Source organism: Pseudonocardia sulfidoxydans NBRC 16205 (assembly GCF_007989085.1).
In the GTDB taxonomy this organism is placed as follows: Bacteria; Actinomycetota; Actinomycetes; order Mycobacteriales; family Pseudonocardiaceae; genus Pseudonocardia; species Pseudonocardia sulfidoxydans.
On the sequence record NZ_BJVJ01000019.1, the window covers coordinates 1 to 22,446 of the forward strand.

Here is a 22,446-nt window from a genome sequence, read left to right on the forward strand (position 1 = left end):
CCTCCCGCGCGGACGGCGGCCGAACGTGCGCGCCGGTGCGGCAGCGGGTCCGCCGCATCACGAAGGTCTGACTCCTGTCGTGGTGGGTAGGCGTCGATCACCGTCCGGAACGAGAGGGAGATCGACATGGGCATCGACACGGGCCGCCGGCCCGCCCACCGCGTCGCCGCCGCCGTGCTGGCGGTGGCGCTCGCGACCGTCGTGGTCGCGGGGTGCGAGGGCGGCTCGCGGAGCGGGAGCGACAACCCGGGCGCCGCCGTCGCCACCCCGACCGGGGTCGCTCCGCAGAAGACGTCGATCAACGACGCGTCGGAGAAGGACCTGGCCGCGACCCTGCGCGACGCCGGGGTCAGCGATCCCGGCATGTGGGCCCAGACGCTGGTGCAGTACCGGCCCTACCCGGCAGGTGATGCCGGCGCCACGCGCATCAAGGAGGTCCTGGACCAGTTCCGGGCCGACCCGGACACCGTCGCGAAGGTGACGGCGACCGTGACGGCCTGACCCGTCGGTCGTGCCCGATGTTTGACGGGCCTGCTCCTGGAGGGACCCTCCGGTGAGCGGCTCTCGGTTCGAGGAGGCATGGATGCGGACGACGCTGGTCCCGGCGCTGGTGGGGCTCGACAGCGGGGAGGCCATCGCGCTGTCGATGGAGGCCGGCGTGGTGATCGTGGCCGAACGTGAGGGCGCGCTCGCCGAGGGCGGGCAGGTCGTGGCGCAGGTGCCGGCGGCCGGGACGCAGGTGGAGGCCGCGAGCCAGGTGCGGGTGGCGATGTCGGGCGGTGGGGGCGGCGGTGGGCCCGCGGTGCCCGACCCCGTTCCGCCGCTCGGCCCGTCGGGCGCGAAGACCGTCGACTGACCGACGGCCGGGTCGCACCCGACCGGGCAGCCGAGGGCGCCCCGGCCCTCACCCGTTGCCCGGCAGCAGCTCCCGCAGTTTCGTCCGGATGCCCTGGGCCACGAGGTGACCGGCGTCCGGGTCTCCCTTGAGGACGGCCTGCAGCACCGAGATCGCCTGGTCCGGTGTCGCGTGCGGCGGGATCGGGGGCACGTCGGGGTCGCAGTGCACGTCGATCACCGACGGCCGGTCCGCCGCGAGCGCGGCGTCCCAGGCGGGGCCCAGCGCGTCGGGATCGTCGACGGTCACGGCGTGCAGCCCGATGCCGGCGGCGAAGTCGGCGTAGGAGACGTCGGGAAGCGCCTGCGACTCGTCGAACCGCGGCGCCCCACCCATTGCGCGCAGCTCCCAGCTGACCTGGGTGAGGTCGTTGTTGTGCAGGACGCACACGATCAGCCGCGGGTCGGCCCAGCGTGGGGCGTAGCGGGCGATGGTCAGCAGCTCGGCGAGGTTGTTCATCTGCATCGCACCGTCCCCGACCAGGGCGATCGCGGGCCGGTCGGGGTGGGCGAACTTGGCGCCGATCGCGTAGGGCACCGCGGCGCCCATCGTCGCGAGCGTGCCCGACAGCGAGCAGCGGACGTCGCCGTGGACCTTCAGCAGTCGCGCGTACCAGTTGGCGACGGACCCGGAGTCGGCGGCGACGATCGCGTTCGCGGGCAGGCGTTGGGAGAGCTCCCGGACGATCCGCATGGGGTTGACCGGCTTCGCGTCGACCAGCGACTGGGCGTCGATGGTCTCCCACCAGCGGGCGACGTTGGACTCGACGGTCTCGCGCCATGACCGGTCGGCGGGCCCGGACAGCCGTGGCAGCAGCGCGTGCAGGGTCGCCCCGGCGTCGCCGACCAGGGTGACCTCGGTCGGGTAGCGCATCCCGACGCGGCTGCCGTCGAGGTCGATCTGCACCGCCCTGGCCTGCGGCGTCCCTTCCTTGAACTCCGGGAGGAACTGCGAGTACGGGAAGCCGGTGCCGACCATCAGCAGGGTGTCGCAGTCGCGCATCAGCTCGTAGCTGGCCCGGGTGCCCAGCAGGCCGATCGCCCCGGTGACCCAGGGCAGGTCGTCGGGCAGGACGTCCTTGCCCAGCAACGCCTTCGCCACCCCGGCGCCGAGGATGTCGGCGACCGCGGTGACCTCCGCCGAGGCACCTCGGGCGCCCTGCCCGACGAGGATCGCGACCTTCTCGCCGGCGTTGAGCACCTCGGCGGCGCGGTCGAGCTCGTCGTCGGGTGGTACGGCCGTCGGCGTCCGCAGCACGGTCGTCCCGCCGGCCGGGACGTGCTTGAACTCGTGCGCCGGGGCGCTGTAGGTCTGCTCCTGCACGTCGCTGGGCACGATGATCGCGGTCGGGGCGCGGTGGGTCAGGGCGGTGCGGACGGCCCGGTCGACCGCGTTGGGCAGCTGCTCGGGGACGTTCACCTCGACCAGGAAGGCGCTCGCCACGTCGGCGAACAGCGTGTGGAGGTCGACCTCCTGCTGGTAGGCCCCGCCCATCGCGCTGCGTTCGGTCTGCCCGACGACGGCGACGACCGGTACGTGGTCGAGCTTCGCGTCGTAGAGGCCGTTGAGCAGGTGGATCGCGCCGGGCCCGGACGTCGCGGCACACACCCCGACGCCGCCGGAGAACTTGGCCTGGCCGACCGCGGCGAACGCGGCCATCTCCTCGTGGCGGACCTGGATGAACGACGGGTCGTCGTCGGCCCGGCCGAAGGCCGTCACGAGCCCGTTGATGCCGTCGCCCGGGTACGCGAACACCTCCCGCACCCCCCAGTCGCGCAGCCGCGCGAGCAGCACGTCGCCGACGGTGTCCGCCATCTGTCACCTCGTCATCCGCATCGGGGTACCGCGGCGGGCCGGTGGCCCGCCGATGTCCGTCGGCTACCCCGCCGACGACGGCCCACACGTGGTGTCGCAACGGCGGCCGAGCAGATCACGCTCGCCCTGGTGCGTGTCGGGGAGTACCGGCCGGTCCTGGCGGGGCCGCGGACACCCGGGTGCGCTCCCGGGTCAGGGCTGGTTGTCGAGCATTCCTGCGCGCAGCTTCTGCAGGGTGCGGCTGAGCAGTCGCGACACGTGCATCTGCGAGATGCCGATCTCCTCACCGATCTGCGACTGGGTGCGGCCGTCGAAGAAGCGCAGGACGAGGATGCGGCGTTCGCGCTCGGAGAGGCGGGCGAGCAGCGGCCGCAGCGTCGCCAGGTCGTCGACGAGACCGAGCCGGGGGTCGAGCTCGCCGATGCGCTCGCCGGGCGGGATGTCGTCCGGCCCGGTGGCGGCGTCGAGTGTCGCGGCCTGGTGGTTGTCCTCGGCGTGCAGGGCCTCGACGATCTCCTCCAGGTCGACGTCGAGGCGGCGAGGCCAGCTCCGACGGCTTCGGCGCGCGGCCCAGCTCCTGGGTCAGCGGGCCGGTGGCCTGGCGGATCGCGACGGAGACGTCCTTGAGCCGGCGCGGCACCCGCACGCTCCACGACTGGTCGCGGTACCAGCGCAGGATCGCCCCGCGCACGCACGGCACGAGGTAGCCGAGGACGTCACCGCGAGCACGGTCGGGATCCCAGTGGTCGACGGCCCGCACGACGGCCTCCGACGCCGCCTGCCCGATGTCGTCCCGCGACCAGGGCCGGGTGCCCGAGTAGCGGCCGGCGATCCGGCCGGCGACGGGCAGGAACGCGACGATCAGCTCGTCGCGCAACGCGGCGCGGGCGGGGTCGTCGGGCGGCAGTGAGGCGAGGCGCTGCAGCTGCGTCAGCTCGGCGGCGAACGGGCGGGTGTCGTCGACGGACACGGCGACCGGTGGCGTGTCGGGGAGGACGGGGGTTGCTGAGGGCACGGCGCCTCCGCATCGCAGGAGGGCGGAGAGGCGACCGGTTGCACCTCGACGGCCGGGAGCGCCGACCGAGCGTCAGACCATACTCCCGATCGGTCCCGCGCGCACCGTGCCCGGCGCCGCCGCGCGGCGGTCCGGGCGCGCGGTCAGGGCTGGTCGGGCGGGTGGATGCGCCTGTGCACCGCCCGGACCGCCGCCCGGTACAGCGGTCCTGCGGCACCCGATGCGGCGAGCGCGGCGCGGGCCGCGTTGGCACCCGGGGCGCCGTGGACGGCACCACCCGGGTGCGCCGACGCGCCTGCGAGGAACAGCCGGTCGACGGGGGTGTCGGCGCGCCCGGTCCCGGGGACGGGCCGGAACACCAGCTGCTGGTGGATGGCGGCCGTCCCGGCGTTGATGGCTCCGTCGACGAGGCTGGGGTTGCGTGCCTGCAGGTCGGCGGGGCCGGCGATGCTGCGGGCGCGGACCAGGCCGGCGAAGCCGGGGGCGTTGCGCTCGACGAGGGCCTCGACGAGGTCGGCGTGGCGGCGGGCGTCGTCGGCGGTCCAGCCGAGGTCGCGCGGCACGTGGGTGTAGGCCCAGGCCGACTCGGTGCCCGTCGGCGACCGGGTCGGGTCGGTCGTGGTCATCTGCCCGAACAGCACGAACGGCTCCCGGGGCACCCGCCCGGCGGACAGGTCGGCGGCGTAGCCGCGCAGCCCGTCGAGGCCGACGCCCAGATGCACCGTGCCGGCGTCGCGGGCTCCCGGCGCGGTCCAGGGCACGGGGGCGTCGAGCGCCCAGTCGACCTTGACGGTGGCGAGGTCCCACTCGAAGCGGCGCAGGTCGTCGACGAACCGGCCCGGCAGGTGCTCCTCCCCCACGAGGTCCCGGTACAGGACGGGGGCGGCGACGTCGGCGAGCACGGCACGCCGCGCGCGGACCGCGACCCCGTCGCCGTCGCGGACGCCGAGCGCGCGGCCGCCGGCGACCAGCACCCGCGACACCGGACGGCCGACGTCGATGCGGCCGCCGCGGCCGCCGAAGCGGGTGACGAGCGCGTCGGTCAGCCGGCCCGCCCCGCCCTGCGGGACCGGGAAGCCGACGTCCTGGCCCAGCATCGCGAGCAGCCAGCCGAACACGGCGCTGCCGGGGGCGTCGGGGCCGACGTCGGTGTGCAGGGCGTTGCCCGCGAGCAGCAGGCCGGCGCCGTCGCCGGTGAAGTGCTCGCGGCCGAACGTGGTGACGGGCTGGACCAGCATCCGCGCGAACCGCAGCGCCTCGGCGGTACCCAGGGCCCGCAGCAGCCGCGGTGTGCCGCGCAGCGGCGGGAACGGTCGCAACACGGTGTCCAGCAACGGTTCCCGGATGCGCTGCCATTGCGCGACCAGCGCCCGCCACGCGTCGCCGTCGCCGGGTGCCCAGGCGTCGAGCCCGGCGGCGGTGGTGTCGAGGTCGCGCGACAGGACGGCGCACCGGTCGTCCGGGGTGACGTGGGCCAGGACCGCGGGGGCGTGCCGCCAGCGCAGGCCGTGGTGTTCCAGGTCGAGCTCGCGCAGCACCGGCGAGGCCGCGCCGAGCGGGTAGAAGGCGCTGAACAGGTCGTTGACGAACCCGGGGGCGGTGACCTCGGCGCTGCGCACGGCTCCGCCGGGCGCCTCGGACGCCTCGCACACGAGCACGTCCCAGCCGGCGTCGGCGAGGATGTTCGCGGCGACGAGCCCGTTGTGCCCGGCGCCGACGACGACCGCGTCGACGACGGTGTCGCTCACCTGCACCACCTCCGCCACGGTTCTACCCCGGGCAGGTGCTGGCGGAACGGCCCGGTGGAACGGCCCGGTGGAACACGGCGGCGCGTGCGACCATGCGGAGGTCTGCTCCGGCGCACGAGGAAAGGTCCCCGACGTGGCCGCAGATTCCGATCCGCCTGCCGACGCGGCGTGGAACGAGGCCGCGCGTGACGAGACGGAGACCGAGCGTCTCGACCGCAACTGGAACGACCTGCTGCAGGAGCTGCGCGTCGCCCAGACCGGTGTGCAGCTGCTGACGGGGCTGCTGCTGACCGTGCCGTTCCAGAGCCGGTTCCCCGACCTGCTCACCCATCAGCGGGTCGTCTACCTCGTCGCGCTCGGGCTGTCGATCACCGCGACGGGGCTGCTGATCGCGCCGGTCCTGCTGCACCGTCTGCTGTTCCGCCTGCACGCCCGGCGCCCGCTGGTCGCGGCCGGTCAGGCTTTCGCGATCGCGGGGCTGGGGACGCTCGGGTTCGCGGTCGTCGCGGTCGTGGACCTGATCTTCGACGTCGTGCTCGGCGCCGCGGCCGGCGTGATCGCCGCGGCGTGTGCGCTGGCCGTGTTCGCGGCGTTGTGGCTCGTCTTCCCGATGGTGGTGCGTCGCCGCGTCGGCTGACCTCGGCCGAGGGACAGGGAGCGGTGTCGGGGCCCGCCCACCGGAGTTTCATGCCCGGGCGGCCGGGTAGCGACTCGTCATGCCAGAACTCTCCGTCGTCGCCCTGAACTGCACGTTGACGCCCTCGCCCGGGGAGTCGAGCACGCAGAAGCTGCTCGACGAGGTGCTGGTCTCCCTCGCGACCCGCACGACCATCGCCTCCGACGTCGTGCGGCTGGTCGACCACGACGTCAAGCCCGGGGTGGAGCCCGACATGGGTCCGGGCGACGAATGGCCCGCGATCCGCGACCGCATCCGGGCCGCCGACGTCCTGCTCGTCGCGACGCCGACGTGGCTGGGACACATGAGCTCGGTCGCCCAGCGGATGCTGGAGCGCCTCGACGCCGAGCTGTCCGAGACCGACGACGACGGCCGCCCGATCATGTTCGGCAAGGTCGCCGTCGTCGCGGTCGTCGGGAACGAGGATGGCGCCCACAAGATCGTCGCCGACATGCAGCAGGCGTTGAACGACGTCGGGTTCAGCCTGCCGGCCCAGGGCTCGGTGTACTGGAACGGCGAGGCGATGTCGGGTGTGGACTACAAGGACCTCGACGAGGTCCCCGAGGCCGTCTCGTCGGCGACCGCGACGCTGACCGCGAACGCCGCGCACCTGGCCGCGCTGCTCGGTGCGCAGCAGTACCCCGCCGCGTCCTGACCCGGGCCCACGGGCCGGCCCGGTCAGCCCGTGACCGACGCCGCGGGCGAGTCCGACGGCGCCGTCGCCACCGACGGCGAGCCGGCGAGCACCGCGTCGAGGTCGTCGCACAGGTCGCCGACGGAGTCGTAGACCGCCTTCGCCCCCGCGTCGCGCAGCTCGGCCGCGGAGAACCCGCCGGTCCGGACGGCGACGCAGTCCTGACCCGCGCGGGCGGCGGCCTCCATGTCCCACACCGTGTCACCGACGACGAGCGCGTCGCCCCCGCCGACCTGCTCGAGCGCGGCGGCGACGAGGTCGGGCTCGGGCTTCGTCCGCTCCACGTCCTCGCTCGTCGTCCACGCGGCGGCCAGCTCACGGCCGTCGAACAGGTCCAGGTAGGCGTCGACGTGGTCGGGTTTGCCCGAGCTGGCCAGCACGACGGTCGGGCCGCGGTCGCCGACGGCGCGCAGCAGCTCCCGCACCCGCTCGAACGCGGCGACCTCGCCCAGCATCGGCTCGAACTCCTCGGCCCACGCCGCGCGCAGCGTGTCGCCGTGCTCGTGTTCGGCGTCGTCACCGGCGACGGCGGCGACGAGCTGGTCGCCGCCCATGCCGATCGCGCGGTGCAGCCGCCACACCGGCAGCGTGATCCCGACCCGGCGGAACGCCCGGTACCAGGCCAGCGCGTGCTGGTAGTTGGTGTCGACGAGGGTGCCGTCGACGTCGAGGACGACGGCGTCGTAGACCGTGCGCCGACCGCTCACGACGTCCCGTTGCGCCGGATCTCGGCACCCGTCTCCCCGGCGAAGCCCTCGTCCTGGCCCGCGGCGCGGCCGACGAACTCCTCCGAGCGGCCGACGCCGGTGGTGGACCCGCTGTCGCCGCGCTCGGTGTCGCGCCCACCCGTCTCGCGGGTGCGGGCGACGTCGGCGTCGGGTCGGACGTCGTCCTCGGCGGTGCGGGGCTTGCCGAGCAGCGATCGGAGACGGTCGAACACAGCGGACCTCCAGGTGGGAGAGGGGGCAGCGGGTGCGGTCACTCGGCGTACCCGCGCGCCCGCGCGGTCACACCTGGGCCGGGCTCGCGGCGGCCGCCGACCCGGGCCAGTACGCCTGCCAGCACGTCCTCCGCGACCGCGCCGGGCAGGTCGGAGCCGAGCCGCCGCTGCAGCGCGGCCCGCAGGTGGACCCCGCCGACGGCCGACGCCGCGGCGGCCGCCGTCGCCACCAGGGCGTTCAGCGCGGTCCAGCGGTCGGGGCGGGCGCCGTCACGACGGTCGGCGGCGGCCGCGGCGACCGGCGCCAGCAGCAACCGGGGGACGAGACCGGGCGGGTCGCTGCGCGGCGGGGCGACGGGCAGCTTGTCGACGACGAGCTCCCCCGCCGCCGCGACACCGGCGGCGATCTTCGCCGGTACCGTCGCGAGCCGGTCGAGCGGCGCCGGGTCGGTCGGCATCGCCGTCAGGACGAGCGCGGTGGCCGCGGACGTGCTGCGGGCGCCGGTGGCCAGCCCGATCGCCGCGGCCCGGACCAGCACCCCCCTCAGGAGAAGTCCCATGCGGACCCTCCTACCCCGCCGGGACCCGGAGAACCACACGCACCGGTGACGTTTCACCTCGCACGTACCGGGGCACGCCGACGTCGCACCCCCGCCCCGCATCGACCATCGAGAGAACTCGGGAGAGAGGAACCATGACCCACACCGCTCGCGTCCACTACACCGTGCCCGGCCTGGACGCCGGGGCCGCAGGCGACGTGATCACGCTGCTGCAGGGTCGGCTCAACGCGCTCAACGACCTCGCACTGACGCTGAAGCATGTGCACTGGAACGTGACCGGACCGCATTTCATCGCCGTCCACACCATGCTCGACCCGCAGGTCGACGGGGTGCGGGCGATGGTCGACGACGTCGCCGAGCGCATCGCCACCCTCGGTGGCTCGCCGGTCGGGACGCCGGGCGCGCTCGTCGAGCAGCGGACCTGGGACGACTACTCGATCGGTCGTGACGACGCGATCGCCCACCTCGGTGCGCTCGACCTCGTCTACGCCGGCGTGATCGGCGACCACCGGTCCGCGATCGACACGACCGACAAGCTCGACCTGGTCACCCAGGACATGCTGATCTCGCAGGCGGGCGAGCTCGAGCAGTACCAGTGGTTCGTCCGCGCGCACCTCGAGTCGTCGGACGGGCGGCTGAGCACCGACGCGGCCGACACCGAGGAGGACGCCGCGCAGAAGGCATGACGGCGATCGGGCAACCGGTCCCGGGCGGGCGTCGCGGTCGCGGCGCCCGCCCGTTCGTACCGTCGGCGCATGGCTAGCCCGGCTCGGCCCGGACACCCCCGACGCGGGCGAGGTCCCGCAACAGGTCGGCCAGCCCGCCGGCGGCGCGGCCGCGGGTGCGGGCGCTGGTGTGCACGCACAGGTCGAGCGGTGTCGCGACCCGCCTGCCCGCGGCCCGCAGCTGCGCGAGCAGGGCGTGCTCCTCCCCCGCCGCGACGACGGGGAACCCGCCCGCGGCGACGAACGCGTCGGCGCGCACCCCGAGGTTCGCGGCGTAGGCGTGGGTGTGCGCGTCGACGGTCGTGCCGGCGTCGACGATCGCGGTGTAGCGGCACTGCACGTCGGTGGGCAGCTCGTGGAACCCGTCGAGGTCGACGAGCCCGACCACCGCGTCGGCCCCGGCGTCGGCCAACCGCAGATGGTCGCGGATCCATGTCGGTGGGACGCGGGTGTCGGCGTCGGTGGACAACAGCCACACCCGGTCGGTGGGGACAGTCCTGTCGGCCGCGCAGCCGAGGCGGCGAAACCCGTCGTCGAGGCCGAGGGTGCGCAGCTCGCCGACCGTGCGCGGCGTCCCGCTGACGAGGGTGGCGACGGTCCCGGGACGGAACCGGCGCCGGACGGTGTCGCGGACGACGTCGGCGGTGCCGTCGGTGCAGCGGTCGAGGACGACCGTAACGACGACCCCGAGGTCGTCTCGCGCAACGGCGTCGACGGACACGGCGAGCGCGTCGAGGCATGGCCCGATCAGGGTCTGCTCGTCGTGGGCGGGCACGACGACGGCGACGCCTCGCACCGGCAGGTGTGCGCGGCTCACCGGCGGCGGTGCACGTGCAGTGCGAAACCGTCGTCGACGTGCTCGACGACCGGGGTGTACCGGTCGTCGGCGTCGAACCGTGCCCGGACCGCGCGCGCGTCGTGGGGCGCCTCCTCCGGCCAGCCCCGCCAGTGCACGACGAGCACGTCGCCACCGGGGACGACCGCGTCGGCGAGCCGGTCGAGCGTCGCGTCGAGATCGGCGGCGGACAGGTAGTAGAGGACCTCGGACAGGACGGCGAGGTCGATCCCCGCCGGCAGCGCGGCGACCTCGGGCAGTGCGGCCTCGGCCACGGTGACGTGGCCGGCGCCGTCCACGGCCGCCCTGGCCGCGACGACGGCGGCCGGCGCGAAGTCGGAGGCGTGCACGGCGTCGCACCGGTGGGCCAGCTCGCGGGTGAGCTCGCCGGTCCCGCAGCCGGGTTCGGCCGCCGACCGGTAGCGCTCCCGGGGCAGGCAGGCCAGCGCCACCGCGCGCTTGCGCCGTTCGTACCAGCTGGTGCGGGTGTCCCACGGGTCGCCGTCGCGGGTCGCGTAGAGGTCGGCGAACCGGGCCGCCGGCGCCCCCGCCCGTCGCGGCGCCCGCAGGAACAGCTCGACGCCGGAGTCGAAGTGCGCCAGCACGTCCGGGGCCAGGACCGGTGGGCCGCCGTCGGGGGCGGCCCCGACCTGGGACGTGAACGCGGCGATCGCGGTGCGCTTGCGGGCGGCAGCGTCGGCGTCGAGGTCGTGGCGGGCGGCGCGCTCCCACGGGACGGGCACCTCCCCGGGTGTGCCCCACACGCACACCCAGACCGGGAACGCCCAGCAGGCGGCCGTCACGGGGGCGACGGCCGCCGCGGCGGCACCCACGGCGGCGTGGTCGGGGTGCGGGTCGTCGGCCCACGGCGTGAGCACGGTCGCGGCACCGTCGAGGAGGGGGCGGACGGCGTCGGCGAGCTCGTCGCGACGCTGCTGGAGCCCCGAGTCGGGCAGGCCCAGCCACGTGACGTCGACGTCGTGCAGGCCGAGCCCGCGCAGCGCGTCGTCCAGCTCCGCGCGGCGGGCCCGGGCCAGCGCGGCCCGGCCGGCGGAGTCGAGGCCCGGGAACGCTGCCTCGCCGTCGGTGGCCACGACGAGGCGGACGTCGGTACCGGCAGCGTGCGTCGTGGCGAGGTAGCCGGCGGCGCCGAGCGTCTCGTCGTCGGGATGGGCGACGACCACGACGAGCGGGCCCGCCGGCAGGTCCATCGCGGGCAGCTCGTGTGCGGCCAGGGCGTCGGCCCACACCGCAGGTGACACGACGGTCCGTGCGGTCACCGGGCACCGTCCAGGACCGCGGCGCCGAGTGCGGCGAGATCGCGTTCGCCGTGGTGTTGCCGAACGTAGACGCCGAGGTCGGCGAGGCGGCCGGCGAGCGGGCCGCCGCGGGTCAGGGCGGCGACCCCGGCGAGGCGGGGCGCAACGTCGAGCACGCGGCGGCACACCGACTCGACGGCCGCGCGGGCGGTCCACACGGCGTCGCGGTGCGGGTCGGCGGGGTCGTCGTCGAGGGCCGCGGCGGTGGTGAACAGCAGCGCCTCGGCCGCCGCGACACCGGCGTGCAGCTCGCCGAGCAGGGCGAGCCGATGCGGGTCCGGCTCGGTGCCGGTGAGCCCGGCGAGCAGGTCGTCGACGACGCCGGCGGCGCCGCCCAGCCACACCGCCGCGACGCCCGCGCCGCCGTGCCAGAACCCGGCGCGCGCCGTGTACCAGCCGGGGCCGCCGAGCAGGGCGTCGTCGGCGACGGGAACGTCGTCGAACTCGACGTCGGCACTGTCGCTACGGGCCATGCCGACGGTCTCCCAGGTCCCCTCGACCGGCCGCACACCGCGACGGCGCAACGCCACGCCGGCGACGCGGCTGCCGTCGGCGGTCAGCGCGACGACGAGCGCACGGTCCAGGTCGTGGGCGCCCGAGCAGAACCGCACCCGGCCACGCAGCCGCCAGGTGCCGGGGCCGCCGTCGAGCACGGCGCCGGTTCCGCTCGAACGTGCCGCCCACACCCCGTAGCCGGCCGATGGCTCGGGGGCCCGGCCGGCCTCGGCGAGGATCGCGACGGCGTCGGCGTGGCCCTCGGCGAGCCGTGCGAACGAGAGATCGGTCCGGCCCCAGCGCGCCAGCGCGGCCCACCGGCGCGCCGTCGCTCCCCCGGCGGGCAGCGGCAGGTCGGCGCCACCGGCCGCGACGAGGGCGCGCAGCTGCGCGACGGCGGAGGTCGCACCGGGCTGGAACGGCAGCGGATCGGGCGGTACTGCGTCGAGCAGGCGGGTGCGGACACCGGGCGGTGAGACGGTCATCGGGGCCGGTCTCCTCACACCGCCCCTGCCGGGCGGAACGACGACGGAGCCGGGCCGTGGCTCGACCCGGCGGGACGAGAGGGCTCTACCCCGGGGCGACGCGACACAACCGCGTCGGCCGCGGGGGTTTGCCGACACCTGCCCGCGGTACGCCCCGGTCATGAGCCAGGACCGGAAAGGCTCGGCCGACACCTTTCCCCGCGACGAACCCGACGCGCTGCAGCCGCAGCGCGGCCGGACCGACGACGAGTCCGACGACCGCGACGAGAACCGTCCGCAGGGACCGCCCGACTCCGGCACCAGCTCGCGGACACCGTCGACATCCGAGACGACGCCCCCCGAGGAAGAGCCCTGACCGGTCGGTGCCGGCACCGGTCGCTCGGGCACGCGCGTCAGGCCGTCCGCCGAACCGTTCGGGACCGGGCGTCGCCCGGCTCGGCGGTCAGCCCCTCGCGCAGCCGCTGCAAGGTCCGCGCCAGCAGCCGTGACACGTGCATCTGCGACACCCCGATCTGCTCGGCGATCTGCGACTGGGACTGGTCGCCGAAGAACCGCAGCAACAGGATGCGGCGCTCCCGCTCGGGGAGGTCCTCGATCAACGGCCGCAACGCCTCGCGGTACTCGACGCGGCTGTAGGCCTCCTCGACGGCGCCGATCGTCTCGGTCGTCGCGGCGCCGCCGGGGTTCTCGTCGACGGGGAACAGCGGTGCCGCGTACCGCTCCGACCGCGCCGCGAGGGCCTCGATGATCTCCTCGCGCCCCACGCCCAGACGCGCGGCGAGCTCACTGGGTCGCGGCGCGCGGCCCAGCTCCTGGGTCAGCGGACCCGTCGCCTTCCCGATCGCCACACCGAGGTCCTTGAGCCGCCGCGGCACCCGCATCGACCACGTCCGGTCGCGGAAGTAGCGCAGCATCTCCCCCCGGACGCACGGGATCAGATACCCGAGGAACTCCCCCTGCGCACGTTCGGGATCCCAGCGGTCGATCGCGGAGATCAGGGCGACGGTCCCGGTCTGCACCAGATCGTCGTGACCGACGAGACCGGTGCCGTGCCGCCGCGCGAGATGGCGGACCACCGGCAGGAACGTCATGACGAGCGACGCGCGCAGGTCGTCGCGTTCGGGATCGCCCGCGGGCAGCGCCGCGAACCGGCGCAGCAGGGGCATCTGGTCGGCGTACTCGCTCGGACCGAGATCGCCCCGGGCCGGGGCGTCGGCGGGATCGGACGTGGACGCGGCAACACTCGTGGGCACAGGCCACTTCCCTACGTGGGGTCGGAGGGAGGCAGCTGTCTGTACCTCGAGGGTCGGGCGCCGGTCAGGCAGGCGCCCTCATGGGCACTGTTCCCACGATCGTGACGGCCCAACCCTCCGACCGCCGGGACCCGCCGCGAGCGGAGACGCGGCACGCCGTCAGCAACGGTGCTGCGGAGCCACGCAGCGGCGCCCGCGACGCCTGATTCCGGACCATTCCCCGGAATCGTCCCGTGCGCCGCGCCGGAATGGACGGCGTGTTCTACAGTCGTCCGGCCGTCACACGACGATTCCACGGCGGAATGGTCGTCCTGAGACACGGGAGGTCGCCAGGATGGGCCGTCGCCTTTCCGACATCGCATTCGAGGAGCAGCATTCCCTCGACGACGTGCGGGCCGCCGTCGCAGAACTCGTCGCCGATCCGGGCACGGCCCCGGACACGGTCATCGCCGACCCGGGGACCGATCGGGAGCGCGTGGAGACGGCCTCGGGAATCTACGCCGACCAGCAGCTGACCGATGCCGGCGACAAGGCCGTGACCGAGATGCTCTCGCGTCTGCACTCCGGCGGCGGCACACCGGAGCACCCGGCGTTCTGAACGCGCGCATTCCCGCCGAGGGCGACCCTTTCGTGGTCGGCGTGATTCCCGGGTCCCTTTTCAGTGGGAACGCCGGCGTATCTGCGCGTCCCGGTTCTTTCCGTCAGCGTTGCCCCGCCTCCGGACCCAGCAGGTTCCCGAGCGGGCCGAGGTCGATGTTCAGGTCCCCTGGCTCCAGCCCGAAGTGCTCGCGCAGGTCCACCATCGCCTCCTCCAGCCGCATGAGGCCGACGCCGAGCGCCTCGATCTTCTCCTCGGGCAGGTCACCGGCGTCCACCCGCCGCAGCGCCTGCCGTTCCATCAGCTGGCGCAGCAGCTCGACGATCGTCAGCACCAGCCGCCCCAGGTCCCGGGCGACGGTGTCGGGCTGGGCGTCGATACGGTCCGGCAGCTCAGGCACCGGGCTCTCCCGGCCTGCCCTGCTGCAGCGTCGACACCGAGCTGATCAGCGCCCGCAGCGACACGTGGACGAGGTCGACCTCGGCGAGGGAGATCGTCACCTCACCGGTGAGCACCACCCCACCCGCGAGCAGCCGGTCGAGCAGGTCGACCAGGCTCAGCTCGTCGTCGGGGTGCGACAGCGACACCGGACCACTCACGACTGCCCCTCGTCGGCGAAGGAGAACGGCGGCCACGGCCCCGTCATCTCGACGACCGCGCCCGCGCCCGCAGCCGAGACCGCGTCGCGGAACTCCTGCTCACGCGCCCTGTCGACGAGGAAGGTCGCGTTGAGCACGATCTCCTGGTCGCGGCCGGACAGCCGCGCGTCCTGCGGGGCGAACCGGCGGACGTCCACCGCGTGCTCCCGGGCGACGCCGGCGACGCGGTCCGCGACGGCCCGCGCACTTGCGCGTACCGCCGCACTCCGGTCACGATCCGCCCTGCGGCGCAACAGGTACGAGGTCCCCGGCCGGTCCGCGGCGGCCGCCGGGCCCGGCTCCGACGCGGGTTCGCGCCCGGCGGCCGCGCCGTCGACGTAGACCTTCACACCCCACTCCCGACGCTCACGGATGCGGTCGAGCACGTCGCAGAAGGCGTCGCCGCGCTCCCGCAGCATGTGCACGACCGCGTCGTCGTCGCGGAACACGGTCGCCAGCCGGACCGGGGCCACCGTCCGGTCCTCCGCCGTCGCGGCGACGACGCCGTGGTGCGCGCGCACGAGCATCTCGATCCGCGCGAGGTCCTCCATCGCGGCCGCCAGCCCGGCCTCGTCGAAGCCGTCGTCGGCGACGGTGCCCACCACCGCACCGAGCCGCTCCGTGCCGACGATGCGCGGCCGCTCACCGTCCACACCGGACACCTGAGGGGCGTCGCCGGCACCGGATTCCTGGACCGCGTACACCCACACCAGGCTCATTCGTCGGACTCCGGCTGCGCACGCCGCTTCGCCGCGGCCCTCTTGCGTGGGGGCGGCTCGTCGAGCTGCGCGGTGCGGTCGGCCTCCAGCTCGCCGATGCGCTGGCGCAGCCTGCGGTTCTCCTCGTGGACGTCACGCTCGCCGGAGCTGAGACTGGGGTCGTGCTCCCACCAGTCGATCCCCATCTCGCGCGCCTTGTCCACCGACGCCACCAGCAGCCTGATCTTGATCGTGAGCAGCTCGATGTCGAGCAGGTTCACCCGGATGTCGCCGGCGATCACGATCCCCTTGTCGAGGACCCGTTCGAGGATGTCGGCCAGGTTCGTCGACTCGACGCGGTGCTCGGCCGGTCTGGCGACGCGGCCGGGCATCGGGATGCCACCGCTGGTCATCGTCCTCCTCCCTGCTGGACGCGGCCGCGGCTGTAGCGGCCGAGACGGCGGAACTCCGCCAGGTCACCGTGTTCGTCGACGCACACCTCGAACATCGCGAGGATGTCGGCCGAGTCGGGGATGCGGCGGGTCTCGACTACCTCGATGCCGATCCGCCATCCGCCCTCGTCGCGGTCGCGTTCGACCGACACGACGCCCTCCAGCTCGCGTCCGGTGAGGACGACGATCTGCTCGGCGGCACGACGGGCCGCGGCAGCGGGGAGCAGCGCCCGGTTGCCACGGCGCGGGGACGGGCCGGGCTTCGACGGCGTCCGCTTCGGCCCCGGGTCGGCCCGGCGGGGGCGGCGAGCGCTGCGCGTGCGACGGGCGCCGTCGCGTGGGGCGGGTTCCCCCTCGGGCTCGCCGGCCTCGTCCTCGAACTCGTCCCGGGACTCGGCCTCGGACCCGGCCCCGTCCGGCTCGTCCTCGGCGGCCCGGTCCTCGGTGTCGTCGCGTTCGGTGTCGTCGCGTTCGGTGTCGTCGCGTTCGGTGTCGTCGCGTTCGGTGTCCTGCCGTCGGCTCGGGCGCCGGCCTGCGGTGGGCCGACGGCGGGGGCGGTCGTCGTCGGTCATGTGTGGCCGGTTCCTCTCGTCACGTGCTGCCGGTCAGGTCCGGCGGACCATCAGTCGTTGCAGCAACTCGTTCTCCCGCTCGACGCACTCCTGCTCCGAGAGCGCACCGCTGCGGCGCGCCTCGTCGACGGCCTCGAGCTCGGCCCGGATGCGGGCCGGGTCGTAGTACTGCTCCTCCGCCTGTTCCTGGATCTGCTGGGCCAGCCACAACACCCCGCGCACCGGGGCGAGGGGCAGACCCAGGAGACCGGATACCACTCCCACGGTGAATCAGTCCTCCGCCGGCACGAAGTCGTAGGGCGCGAGGGGCCCGAGCAGCCGCAGCCGCAGCCACTCGTGGGTGTCGCCACCGAGTTCCTCGACCTCCCGCTCGAACTCCTCCGCCTTGTCCCGCGCCACCAGGAACGCCGCCTCGACGACGTCGTCGGGCTGTGCGGGCGTCGAGCTCGACACCTGCTCGGCGAAGGGACCGATGCGCTCGAGGACATCGCGGGCGTCGACGTCGCGACGCTGCTCCATCGCCCTGGCCACGATCTCGCCCAGCTTGACCCGGTCGTAGTAGGAGGCGTCCTCGGGCACGCCGCGGATGCGTTCCTGCAGGTCGGCGACCGCCGGTTCCTCCTCGACGATCTCCTGCACGAGCACCTCCTGCACGTAGCGGCCCTTGAGCGAGTACTGGACGAGCCCGTCGAGGGCGTCCAGGGCCCGCAGGAACCGGTCGCGGTGCGGGGCGAGCAACTCGTCGACGACCTGGTCGTCCTCGACGACGGCCGGGAACCGCATGGGCAGCACAGTCGTCGCCGCGGCGACCTTGTCGACGACGGCCTCGTGCGCCATCAGGTCGTCGCGGGTGCCGAGCGGCCGGTCGGACGGGACGTCGCCGACGAGTGCGGCGACCCCGTCGTGCTCGACCGTCCGCACCTCACCCGAGGGCCCGAGGCCGACGAGTCCGTCCGGGAGGTCGGCACCGGCGGCCACCAGGCCGTAGACGTAGGTGGCCGTCACCGTTCACGCTCCCGGGCGCGCTGCCGCGGCCGCCTGCGGACGGGCTCGTCCTCCTCGTCGTCGCGGTCACCGTTGCGGTTCCCGCCGAGGACCTCCTCGACCTTGTCGACGGCCGCGTCGAGCACGCCGGAGGTCTTGCCCTTGGCGCCGCCCTCCATCATCCCCTGGGTCAGCTGTGTGAGGTCCTTGCCACCCTTGCCCTCTCCGTAGAGATCGAGGCGGTTGGTGGCCTCGGCGAACCGCAGGAACGTGTCCACACTGGCCACGACGATCCGTGCGTCGATGGTGAGGATCTCGATCCCGACCAGGGACACCCGGACGAAGACGTCGATGACCAACCCCTTGTCGAGGATCAGTTCGACGACGTCGGCCAATCCGCTGGAGCCACCGCCTCCGCCGCGGTCGACGTAACCGCCACCGGTGGGCTGTGTCGCGACGGTCATTCATCGGCTCCTTCCGGCTGTCGCGGGCCGACGCCGCGCGTTGCGCCGACGGGCCGGCGGCTCGTCCTCCGGCTCGTCGTCCGCGTCGTCCGCGTCGTCGTCGTAGTCCTCGTAGTCGTCGTACTCGTCGTCGCCTGTGTCGTCGGCGCCGTCTTCGTACTCGTCGTCCGCGTACTCGTCGTCCGCGCCGTCCACGTCGTCGGGCTCGTCGTCGTCGCGGTACCCGTCGTCCGCGCGGTCGGCGTCGTCCTCGTCGGCGTAGTCATCATCGGCGTACTCGTCGTCGGCACCCTCGGCGTCACGCTCGTCGGCGTCACGATCCTCGGCATCGGGATCCTCGGCGTCGGGATCCTCCGCCTCGAGCGCCTCCTCGTGCGTCGTGACGACCTCACTGTCGCGGATCTCGCCGCGCCAGCCCTCGATCTCGTCCTGACGCAGCAGCGCCGACGCCATCGCGTGCCGGCGGAAGTGCTTGAACTCCAGCCGGGCCCGGCGGCCCTGGGCGCGCCAGATGTTGCCGGTGCGCTCGAACAGGCCCTGCGGCCAGTACTCCAGCACCAGCAGGATCCGCGTCAAGTTCGGGCCGATCTCGGTGAACGCGACCGCGCCGTCGACGTGTCCCTTCGCGCCCTTGGACCGCCACACGATGTGCGAGTCGGGGACCTGCTCGAGGGTCGTCGCCTCCCACTCGCGGTGGGACAGGAAGATCTGCGCCTTCCACTGGGTCTTCTCGTCGGAGACCTGCTCGACGCTCTCCACCTTCTTCATGAAGCTGGGGAAGTCGGACAGCTGCGTCCACAGGTCGTAGGTGGTGCGCAGCGGCAGGCCGACGTCGATCTCCTCGACGATGTTGGTGACCTTCAGCTTCTTGCCGCTGCCGGAGCCGCCACCACCGCCACCGCCGGAATCGCCGCCGAACATGCCCGACACCTTGTCCTTGAGGCCGGCGAAGAACCCGCCGCCGGACCCGTTGTCCGAGTCGCCGTCATCACGATCGCCGTCGCGGTCGTCATCATCGTCACGGTCACGATCGTCGTCGTCCTCGCCGCGGCCGAGCGCCTTGCGGACGCCGGTGCCGCCGTTCTCGGTGATGCCGTCGAGCCGGTCGGTCAGACCGCTGACCCGATCGGTCGCCGCCTCGGCGGCGCGCTGCACGAGCAGGGTCAGCAGGCGCTGGCCGGACTCCTTGAGCGCGTCGGTCGCCAGCGCGTCGGTGAGCTTGGTGTCAGGCATTGCTCGTCCTCCGTCGCGCGGTGCCCTTGCCCGCCGCGCTGGACCCCGACTTCGCCGCGGACCGGGTGGTCTTCGCGGCACCGCCCGCGGTCTTCGCGGCGGTCCGGGTCGTCTTCGCCGCGGTCCGGGTCGCCTTGCCCGCGGTGCCCGATGCCCGTGACGCCGCGCCGCTGCGCGAACGCGTCGCGCGGGTCGCCGTCTCCTCGGCACCACGCTTGCCCGCGGCAGCGGTGCGCCGGGCCCCGCCGGTGGCCTTGGCGGCGCGCCGGCGCGGCGCCGGGGCCTGCTCGGCCTCGTCGTCGGCCTCGTCGGCGGCCTCGTCGGCGGCCTCGTCGGCGGCCTCACCGGAGGCGTCGGCACGGTCGGCGCCGTCCTGCTCGTCGTCCCGGTCCTCGGCGCGCTCGTCGGCGCGGTCCTCTGCCCGGTCCTCGTCGTCACGGTCCCCGTCGTCACGGTCCTGGTCGTCGGCGGACCGGCGGCGGCCGCGCGCCGTGTCGGAGACCGTGCTGCCGGCCGCCGATGCGGTGTCCCGGGCCGACGACGCGGCATCCGTGCCCGCGTCCTTCGCGCCGGAACCTATGTCGCCCAGCGACTCCACCCTCTTGCCGACCTTGTCGGTCAACGCAGTGACCTGCCGGGCCGCGACTGCCATCGCGGCACCCTTGCCGGCGTCGAGCAGCCGGCCGCGGACCTGGTCGGTCAGCGCCGCGAGCTCCGGCGACTTGCCGAGCAGCTTGCTGCCCTCGGCGAGAAGCTCACCCGGGCCACCTGCGCGTCGACCCGCTGCCATCCCACCGAGCATCAAGGCGAGCTTCATCTTCTTGGTGCGGCCCAGGAAGTAGCCACCGGCCACCCCGAGAGCGACGCGTGCGCCGCATTTCATCGTTCCTCCTTCTCCGTGGCCCGCGCCGGGAGTCCGCGATCACGAATTCGGTGATCGAATTCGACGAGCGTGGGGGGTGGGCGAACCATGCACGCCTCCAATTACCCGGAGCACTACCGACACACACCTTCGGGGCTGTTCTCACTGATTTTTGCGCCGTTCGGCGGAGAGCACCGTGGCATTTCACGGAGATGATCGTGAATCAACCGGGTGACGTGCGCCCGAACGTCGGAATCTCCCGTCGGCGATCCGCTGCACCCCGACAGGTGGTTGCGCACGCGCGGCGAACCCGGGAGCGGGCACGCACGCACATGACGACCGGCGGAGCAGGCCGCTCGGTCAGGACGAGGACTTCGTCGCGGCGACGATCACCAGGACGATGAGCGCCACGAGCAGGAGCACCACGGTGATCGGCAGGAGCAGGATCGCGAGCACGAGGATCCCGACCAACGCGGCCCGCATGCCGGGGCTCAGCGCGCCGATGGCCCCCTTGAACGCACCCCAGACGGGGTTGCCACCCTGCATTCCTGCACGTACACCGCCGAGCAGGCCGCCGACGGCCGGCCCGCCGGCGGCCGCCGCCCGGCCCAGCGTGGCGGCCAGGCCCTCCACCTGGTCCAGCGCGATGCCCGTCGTCGCGCGCAGAGCCGACCGGAGGAGCTCCTTCAGACTGTCCTTGAGGTCGGCGAGAGCCGCGGCCCGCCGTTCGGCGTCGGACGGCCGGTGGCCGTTCGTCGAGACGTGCCGTTCGGCGTCGATCTCCAGAGCCGTCGTCGGCCGCATGCGTCACCCCTCCGCTCCGCCCCACGCCCACTGCGGTGGGGCGACGCACGCGAATTACCCGACCAGGGTGGCGCGTTACGCGTTCCCGGCCCGAAATTCGCGGATTTCAACCGGCCGTCGCAATGAACGGGTCATCCGGTGGCCGCCGCGCACCGCCGTCCGGGAGGCCGGACGTTCGCGAGTGGCGGCCCACCGGCAGCCACGAATTCATGCTCACCTGCCGATTTCGATCATCGCCGCGGTGATGTGTTCGCCGGTGTCGACCGGCGACATGTCCGGCACCGTCCGCCGACATCAGCGCGTCCGCCGTTCCCGTCGGAGGCCGCCGCGGGCTCCGTTTTCCCGGCCGCACCCACAGGCCGCGGCGCGGGCCCAGCGGTGTCAGCGGTGGGCGGCCAGTTCGACCCGGGCCGCGAGGACGTCGACGGTCTCGTCACGGCCGGTGCCGAGACCGTGCCGGACGACGTTGAGGGCGCCGCACGCCGCGCCGATGCGCAGAACGTCCTCCCAGTCGCCACCGGCCGCGAGCCGGGCCGTCATGCCCGCGGTCTGCGAGTCCCCGGCGCCACGCGGGTCGGCCGCGGTCACCGGGGGTGGAGTGACGACGAGGACGCGCTCGCCGTCCACGGCGACGGCCGGCTCGTGGGCGCGGCTCACCACGACGCGGTCGACGCCCTCGTCGCGCAGCACGCGCGCGGCCCGCACGATGTCCTCCAGCGAGCGTGAGTCGGCGCGGTCGTGCTCGACGAGCTCCTCGTCGCTGACCTTGAGCAGGTCGAGGCCGCCCTCGACCGCGGCCTCGAGCCGTTCGCCCGACAGGTCGGCGACGACGCGGACCCCGTTGGCGCGCAGGTCGGCGGCGAGGCGGCGGTAGATGGACGCGGGCACGACGTCGTCGGCCTGGGCCCCCGAGAGCAGCACCGTGCCCGCGCACAGCCCCTCGGCGAGGGTGAGCTCGTAGAGTGCGTCGAGCTCGTGGCGGTCGAGCGGTGCGGGGTGCTCGGCGGCGATCTCGGTGCGCTCGTCGCTGCCGCGGCGGTCGTGGACGTAGCCGCCGTTGCGGCCCGCCGTCGCCACCCAGCGCAGGTCGACGCCGTCGCCGGCGATCATGCGTTCCAGCAGCAGGCCGGTCTCGCCGCCGAGCCCGGCGCACAGGACGACGGGCGTTCCGAGCGTGGCGAGCATGCGGCTCTGCCAAACCCCCTGGCCGCCGGCGTGGACGTGCAGCTCGGGGCCTCCGGCACGGTCTTCGATCGTGACGGTGACGATCGGCGAGGGCGCGAACACGACGACGGGCGAACCGTTCTTTTCGGACACATCAGGCTCTACCCGGGATACGTGGCCGCTACTCGTGCGCGACCGTTCGACGTCGGGGCGGTCCAGCGGGGTTCAGCAGCGCGGCGCACCACCTCCCGACGACATGCGCTGCATGCGCCGCAGCACGTCGGTGCTCGGGAAGCAGCCTTCCCGGGACTTGTCCGCCAGCAACCGCACGTACTCGGGGACCATCCCCGCCGGGATCGACTCCTCGATCATGTCGAGCTGTGTCCCACTCGGGTACGGGTCGTCGCGCACGGTGTCGAGCAGCAGTCGGACGAACACCTCGCGAGGGTTCAGGTCGTCCCCAGGATCGGCGTTGTCGCCGTCACGGTCGTCCTGCCGTCGTCGCGTCGAGGTCATCGGTGC

30 protein-coding genes and 1 pseudogene are annotated in these 22,446 nt (G+C 74.1%); 8 read left to right on the plus strand and 23 right to left on the minus strand.

Annotation, left to right across the window (positions count from 1 at the left end):
• The first annotated feature begins 126 nt into the window (after window positions 1–126).
• On the plus strand, window positions 127–501 hold the full coding sequence (locus PSU4_RS11715; protein WP_147106403.1) for a hypothetical protein: 375 nt from the start codon (window positions 127–129) through the stop codon (window positions 499–501).
• 82 nt (window positions 502–583) lie between these two features.
• The gene (locus tag PSU4_RS11720) at window positions 584–856 is read left to right on the plus strand and encodes a PASTA domain-containing protein (protein WP_147106407.1); all 273 of its coding nucleotides are present in this window, start codon (window positions 584–586) and stop codon (window positions 854–856) included.
• 48 nt (window positions 857–904) lie between these two features.
• Here PSU4_RS11720 and PSU4_RS11725 read toward each other — a convergent pair whose 3' ends face one another.
• Window positions 905–2,710: a thiamine pyrophosphate-requiring protein gene (locus PSU4_RS11725; protein ID WP_147106409.1), complete on the minus strand. Its 1,806-nt coding sequence runs from the start codon at window positions 2,708–2,710 to the stop codon at window positions 905–907.
• Window positions 2,711–2,839: 129 nt separating this feature from the next.
• Here PSU4_RS11725 and PSU4_RS33180 point away from each other — a divergent pair, with 129 nt between their 5' ends.
• Window positions 2,840–3,337, plus strand: coding sequence for a hypothetical protein (locus PSU4_RS33180; RefSeq protein ID WP_445009147.1), 498 nt, complete (start codon window positions 2,840–2,842; stop codon window positions 3,335–3,337).
• 82 nt (window positions 3,338–3,419) lie between these two features.
• Here the strand turns inward: PSU4_RS33180 and PSU4_RS32290 are convergent.
• Window positions 3,420–3,725 (minus strand): annotated as a pseudogene (locus PSU4_RS32290) (flagellar biosynthesis protein FliA); the annotation flags it as partial.
• A gap of 143 nt (window positions 3,726–3,868) precedes the next feature.
• Window positions 3,869–5,473 carry a phytoene desaturase family protein gene (locus PSU4_RS11735; RefSeq protein WP_147106412.1) on the minus strand — a complete coding sequence of 535 codons (1,605 nt, stop codon included), beginning with the start codon at window positions 5,471–5,473 and terminating at the stop codon, window positions 3,869–3,871.
• A gap of 133 nt (window positions 5,474–5,606) precedes the next feature.
• Here PSU4_RS11735 and PSU4_RS11740 point away from each other — a divergent pair, with 133 nt between their 5' ends.
• Together PSU4_RS11740 and PSU4_RS11745 are read left to right on the plus strand one after the other, a co-directional pair.
• A complete protein-coding gene (locus PSU4_RS11740) occupies window positions 5,607–6,110 on the plus strand; it encodes a DUF6328 family protein (protein ID WP_147106415.1) in 504 nt (167 codons plus the stop codon).
• Between the two features lie 79 nt (window positions 6,111–6,189).
• Window positions 6,190–6,804 (plus strand): flavodoxin family protein, encoded by a 615-nt coding sequence (locus PSU4_RS11745; RefSeq protein ID WP_147106418.1) that lies wholly within the window; start codon window positions 6,190–6,192, stop codon window positions 6,802–6,804.
• A 23-nt stretch (window positions 6,805–6,827) separates the two neighbouring features.
• Here PSU4_RS11745 and PSU4_RS11750 read toward each other — a convergent pair whose 3' ends face one another.
• From PSU4_RS11750 to PSU4_RS11760, 3 genes are read right to left on the minus strand one after another with little or no spacing between them, the layout of a single operon-like run.
• On the minus strand, window positions 6,828–7,550 hold the full coding sequence (locus PSU4_RS11750; RefSeq protein ID WP_147106421.1) for an HAD family hydrolase: 723 nt from the start codon (window positions 7,548–7,550) through the stop codon (window positions 6,828–6,830).
• A complete protein-coding gene (locus PSU4_RS11755; RefSeq protein ID WP_147106425.1) occupies window positions 7,547–7,783 on the minus strand; it encodes a hypothetical protein in 237 nt (78 codons plus the stop codon). The genes PSU4_RS11750 and PSU4_RS11755 overlap by 4 nt, the downstream gene beginning before the upstream one ends.
• A gap of 38 nt (window positions 7,784–7,821) precedes the next feature.
• A complete protein-coding gene (locus tag PSU4_RS11760; protein WP_147106428.1) occupies window positions 7,822–8,343 on the minus strand; it encodes a hypothetical protein in 522 nt (173 codons plus the stop codon).
• 134 nt (window positions 8,344–8,477) lie between these two features.
• Here PSU4_RS11760 and PSU4_RS11765 point away from each other — a divergent pair, with 134 nt between their 5' ends.
• On the plus strand, window positions 8,478–9,029 hold the full coding sequence (locus PSU4_RS11765; protein ID WP_147106432.1) for a Dps family protein: 552 nt from the start codon (window positions 8,478–8,480) through the stop codon (window positions 9,027–9,029).
• A 73-nt stretch (window positions 9,030–9,102) separates the two neighbouring features.
• Here the strand turns inward: PSU4_RS11765 and PSU4_RS11770 are convergent, their stop codons facing one another.
• Genes PSU4_RS11770 through PSU4_RS11780 form a run of 3 tightly spaced genes read right to left on the minus strand, consistent with a single transcriptional unit; the run spans window position 9,103 to window position 12,202 of the window.
• Window positions 9,103–9,885: a glycosyltransferase family 2 protein gene (locus PSU4_RS11770; protein WP_147106435.1), complete on the minus strand. Its 783-nt coding sequence runs from the start codon at window positions 9,883–9,885 to the stop codon at window positions 9,103–9,105.
• On the minus strand, window positions 9,882–11,183 hold the full coding sequence (locus tag PSU4_RS11775; protein WP_246115062.1) for a bifunctional PIG-L family deacetylase/class I SAM-dependent methyltransferase: 1,302 nt from the start codon (window positions 11,181–11,183) through the stop codon (window positions 9,882–9,884). Before PSU4_RS11775 ends, PSU4_RS11770 begins: the two co-directional genes overlap by 4 nt.
• The gene (locus PSU4_RS11780; RefSeq protein WP_147106439.1) at window positions 11,180–12,202 is read right to left on the minus strand and encodes an acyl-CoA dehydrogenase family protein; all 1,023 of its coding nucleotides are present in this window, start codon (window positions 12,200–12,202) and stop codon (window positions 11,180–11,182) included. The genes PSU4_RS11775 and PSU4_RS11780 overlap by 4 nt, the downstream gene beginning before the upstream one ends.
• A gap of 160 nt (window positions 12,203–12,362) precedes the next feature.
• Between PSU4_RS11780 and PSU4_RS11785 the strand changes: the two genes are divergently transcribed.
• Window positions 12,363–12,557, plus strand: coding sequence for a hypothetical protein (locus tag PSU4_RS11785; protein ID WP_147106442.1), 195 nt, complete (start codon window positions 12,363–12,365; stop codon window positions 12,555–12,557).
• Window positions 12,558–12,594: 37 nt separating this feature from the next.
• On the opposite strand, the gene PSU4_RS11790 is transcribed toward PSU4_RS11785, so the two are convergent.
• Complete coding sequence (locus tag PSU4_RS11790) at window positions 12,595–13,455, minus strand: sigma-70 family RNA polymerase sigma factor (RefSeq protein ID WP_246115063.1); 861 nt, start codon at window positions 13,453–13,455, stop codon at window positions 12,595–12,597.
• A gap of 334 nt (window positions 13,456–13,789) precedes the next feature.
• On the opposite strand from PSU4_RS11790, the gene PSU4_RS11795 reads away from it, so the two are divergent.
• Window positions 13,790–14,053 carry a hypothetical protein gene (locus PSU4_RS11795; protein WP_147106445.1) on the plus strand — a complete coding sequence of 88 codons (264 nt, stop codon included), beginning with the start codon at window positions 13,790–13,792 and terminating at the stop codon, window positions 14,051–14,053.
• 103 nt (window positions 14,054–14,156) lie between these two features.
• Here the strand turns inward: PSU4_RS11795 and PSU4_RS11800 are convergent, their stop codons facing one another.
• The 13 genes from PSU4_RS11800 to PSU4_RS11860 form a co-directional block, all read right to left on the minus strand.
• Window positions 14,157–14,453: a gas vesicle protein K gene (locus PSU4_RS11800; protein ID WP_147106447.1), complete on the minus strand. Its 297-nt coding sequence runs from the start codon at window positions 14,451–14,453 to the stop codon at window positions 14,157–14,159.
• Entirely contained in the window at window positions 14,446–14,652 is a 207-nt protein-coding gene (locus PSU4_RS11805) for a gas vesicle protein (protein ID WP_147106450.1), read from the minus strand. Before PSU4_RS11805 ends, PSU4_RS11800 begins: the two co-directional genes overlap by 8 nt.
• The gene (locus PSU4_RS11810) at window positions 14,649–15,410 is read right to left on the minus strand and encodes a GvpL/GvpF family gas vesicle protein (RefSeq protein ID WP_147106453.1); all 762 of its coding nucleotides are present in this window, start codon (window positions 15,408–15,410) and stop codon (window positions 14,649–14,651) included. The genes PSU4_RS11805 and PSU4_RS11810 overlap by 4 nt, the downstream gene beginning before the upstream one ends.
• On the minus strand, window positions 15,407–15,802 hold the full coding sequence (locus PSU4_RS11815; RefSeq protein ID WP_373866046.1) for a gas vesicle protein: 396 nt from the start codon (window positions 15,800–15,802) through the stop codon (window positions 15,407–15,409). Before PSU4_RS11815 ends, PSU4_RS11810 begins: the two co-directional genes overlap by 4 nt.
• A complete protein-coding gene (gene gvpO, locus PSU4_RS11820) occupies window positions 15,799–16,413 on the minus strand; it encodes a gas vesicle protein GvpO (protein WP_147106456.1) in 615 nt (204 codons plus the stop codon). The genes PSU4_RS11815 and gvpO overlap by 4 nt, the downstream gene beginning before the upstream one ends.
• Before the next feature lie 33 nt (window positions 16,414–16,446).
• Window positions 16,447–16,677 (minus strand): gas vesicle protein GvpG, encoded by a 231-nt coding sequence (locus PSU4_RS11825; RefSeq protein ID WP_147106459.1) that lies wholly within the window; start codon window positions 16,675–16,677, stop codon window positions 16,447–16,449.
• Window positions 16,678–16,683: 6 nt separating this feature from the next.
• Entirely contained in the window at window positions 16,684–17,418 is a 735-nt protein-coding gene (locus PSU4_RS11830; protein ID WP_147106462.1) for a GvpL/GvpF family gas vesicle protein, read from the minus strand.
• Window positions 17,415–17,861 (minus strand): gas vesicle protein GvpJ, encoded by a 447-nt coding sequence (gene gvpJ / locus PSU4_RS11835; RefSeq protein ID WP_147106465.1) that lies wholly within the window; start codon window positions 17,859–17,861, stop codon window positions 17,415–17,417. Before gvpJ ends, PSU4_RS11830 begins: the two co-directional genes overlap by 4 nt.
• The gene (locus tag PSU4_RS11840; protein WP_147106467.1) at window positions 17,862–19,094 is read right to left on the minus strand and encodes an SRPBCC family protein; all 1,233 of its coding nucleotides are present in this window, start codon (window positions 19,092–19,094) and stop codon (window positions 17,862–17,864) included. It abuts the gene before it with no gap.
• Window positions 19,087–19,977, minus strand: a complete 891-nt coding sequence (locus PSU4_RS11845; RefSeq protein WP_147106470.1) for a hypothetical protein — start codon at window positions 19,975–19,977, stop codon at window positions 19,087–19,089. The genes PSU4_RS11840 and PSU4_RS11845 overlap by 8 nt, the downstream gene beginning before the upstream one ends.
• A gap of 339 nt (window positions 19,978–20,316) precedes the next feature.
• The gene (locus PSU4_RS11850; protein WP_147106473.1) at window positions 20,317–20,760 is read right to left on the minus strand and encodes a hypothetical protein; all 444 of its coding nucleotides are present in this window, start codon (window positions 20,758–20,760) and stop codon (window positions 20,317–20,319) included.
• Window positions 20,761–21,141: 381 nt separating this feature from the next.
• Window positions 21,142–22,077, minus strand: a complete 936-nt coding sequence (locus tag PSU4_RS11855; protein ID WP_147106476.1) for a 1-phosphofructokinase family hexose kinase — start codon at window positions 22,075–22,077, stop codon at window positions 21,142–21,144.
• A gap of 72 nt (window positions 22,078–22,149) precedes the next feature.
• Window positions 22,150–22,440, minus strand: coding sequence for a hypothetical protein (locus PSU4_RS11860; RefSeq protein ID WP_147106479.1), 291 nt, complete (start codon window positions 22,438–22,440; stop codon window positions 22,150–22,152).
• Window positions 22,441–22,446: the final 6 nt, after the last annotated feature.

Bases quoted from the DNA above. Each gene is read 5' to 3' on its own strand.
- PSU4_RS11795 (WP_147106445.1), top strand. From the start codon at position 13,790: ATGGGCCGTCGCCTTTCCGACATCGCATTCGAGGAGCAGCATTCCCTC.
- PSU4_RS11840 (WP_147106467.1), bottom strand. From the start codon at position 19,094: ATGCCTGACACCAAGCTCACCGACGCGCTGGCGACCGACGCGCTCAAG.
- gvpO (WP_147106456.1), bottom strand. From the start codon at position 16,413: ATGACCGACGACGACCGCCCCCGCCGTCGGCCCACCGCAGGCCGGCGC.
- gvpJ (WP_147106465.1), bottom strand. From the start codon at position 17,861: ATGACCGTCGCGACACAGCCCACCGGTGGCGGTTACGTCGACCGCGGC.
- PSU4_RS11765 (WP_147106432.1), top strand. From the start codon at position 8,478: ATGACCCACACCGCTCGCGTCCACTACACCGTGCCCGGCCTGGACGCC.
- PSU4_RS11780 (WP_147106439.1), bottom strand. From the start codon at position 12,202: ATGACCGTCTCACCGCCCGGTGTCCGCACCCGCCTGCTCGACGCAGTA.
- PSU4_RS11745 (WP_147106418.1), top strand. From the start codon at position 6,190: ATGCCAGAACTCTCCGTCGTCGCCCTGAACTGCACGTTGACGCCCTCG.
- PSU4_RS11810 (WP_147106453.1), bottom strand. From the start codon at position 15,410: ATGAGCCTGGTGTGGGTGTACGCGGTCCAGGAATCCGGTGCCGGCGAC.
- PSU4_RS11845 (WP_147106470.1), bottom strand. From the start codon at position 19,977: ATGAAATGCGGCGCACGCGTCGCTCTCGGGGTGGCCGGTGGCTACTTC.
- PSU4_RS11720 (WP_147106407.1), top strand. From the start codon at position 584: ATGCGGACGACGCTGGTCCCGGCGCTGGTGGGGCTCGACAGCGGGGAG.
- PSU4_RS11760 (WP_147106428.1), bottom strand. From the start codon at position 8,343: ATGGGACTTCTCCTGAGGGGGGTGCTGGTCCGGGCCGCGGCGATCGGG.
- PSU4_RS11725 (WP_147106409.1), bottom strand. From the start codon at position 2,710: ATGGCGGACACCGTCGGCGACGTGCTGCTCGCGCGGCTGCGCGACTGG.
- PSU4_RS11815 (WP_373866046.1), bottom strand. From the start codon at position 15,802: ATGACCAGCGGTGGCATCCCGATGCCCGGCCGCGTCGCCAGACCGGCC.
- PSU4_RS11850 (WP_147106473.1), bottom strand. From the start codon at position 20,760: ATGCGGCCGACGACGGCTCTGGAGATCGACGCCGAACGGCACGTCTCG.
- PSU4_RS11860 (WP_147106479.1), bottom strand. From the start codon at position 22,440: ATGACCTCGACGCGACGACGGCAGGACGACCGTGACGGCGACAACGCC.
- PSU4_RS11785 (WP_147106442.1), top strand. From the start codon at position 12,363: ATGAGCCAGGACCGGAAAGGCTCGGCCGACACCTTTCCCCGCGACGAA.
- PSU4_RS11715 (WP_147106403.1), top strand. From the start codon at position 127: ATGGGCATCGACACGGGCCGCCGGCCCGCCCACCGCGTCGCCGCCGCC.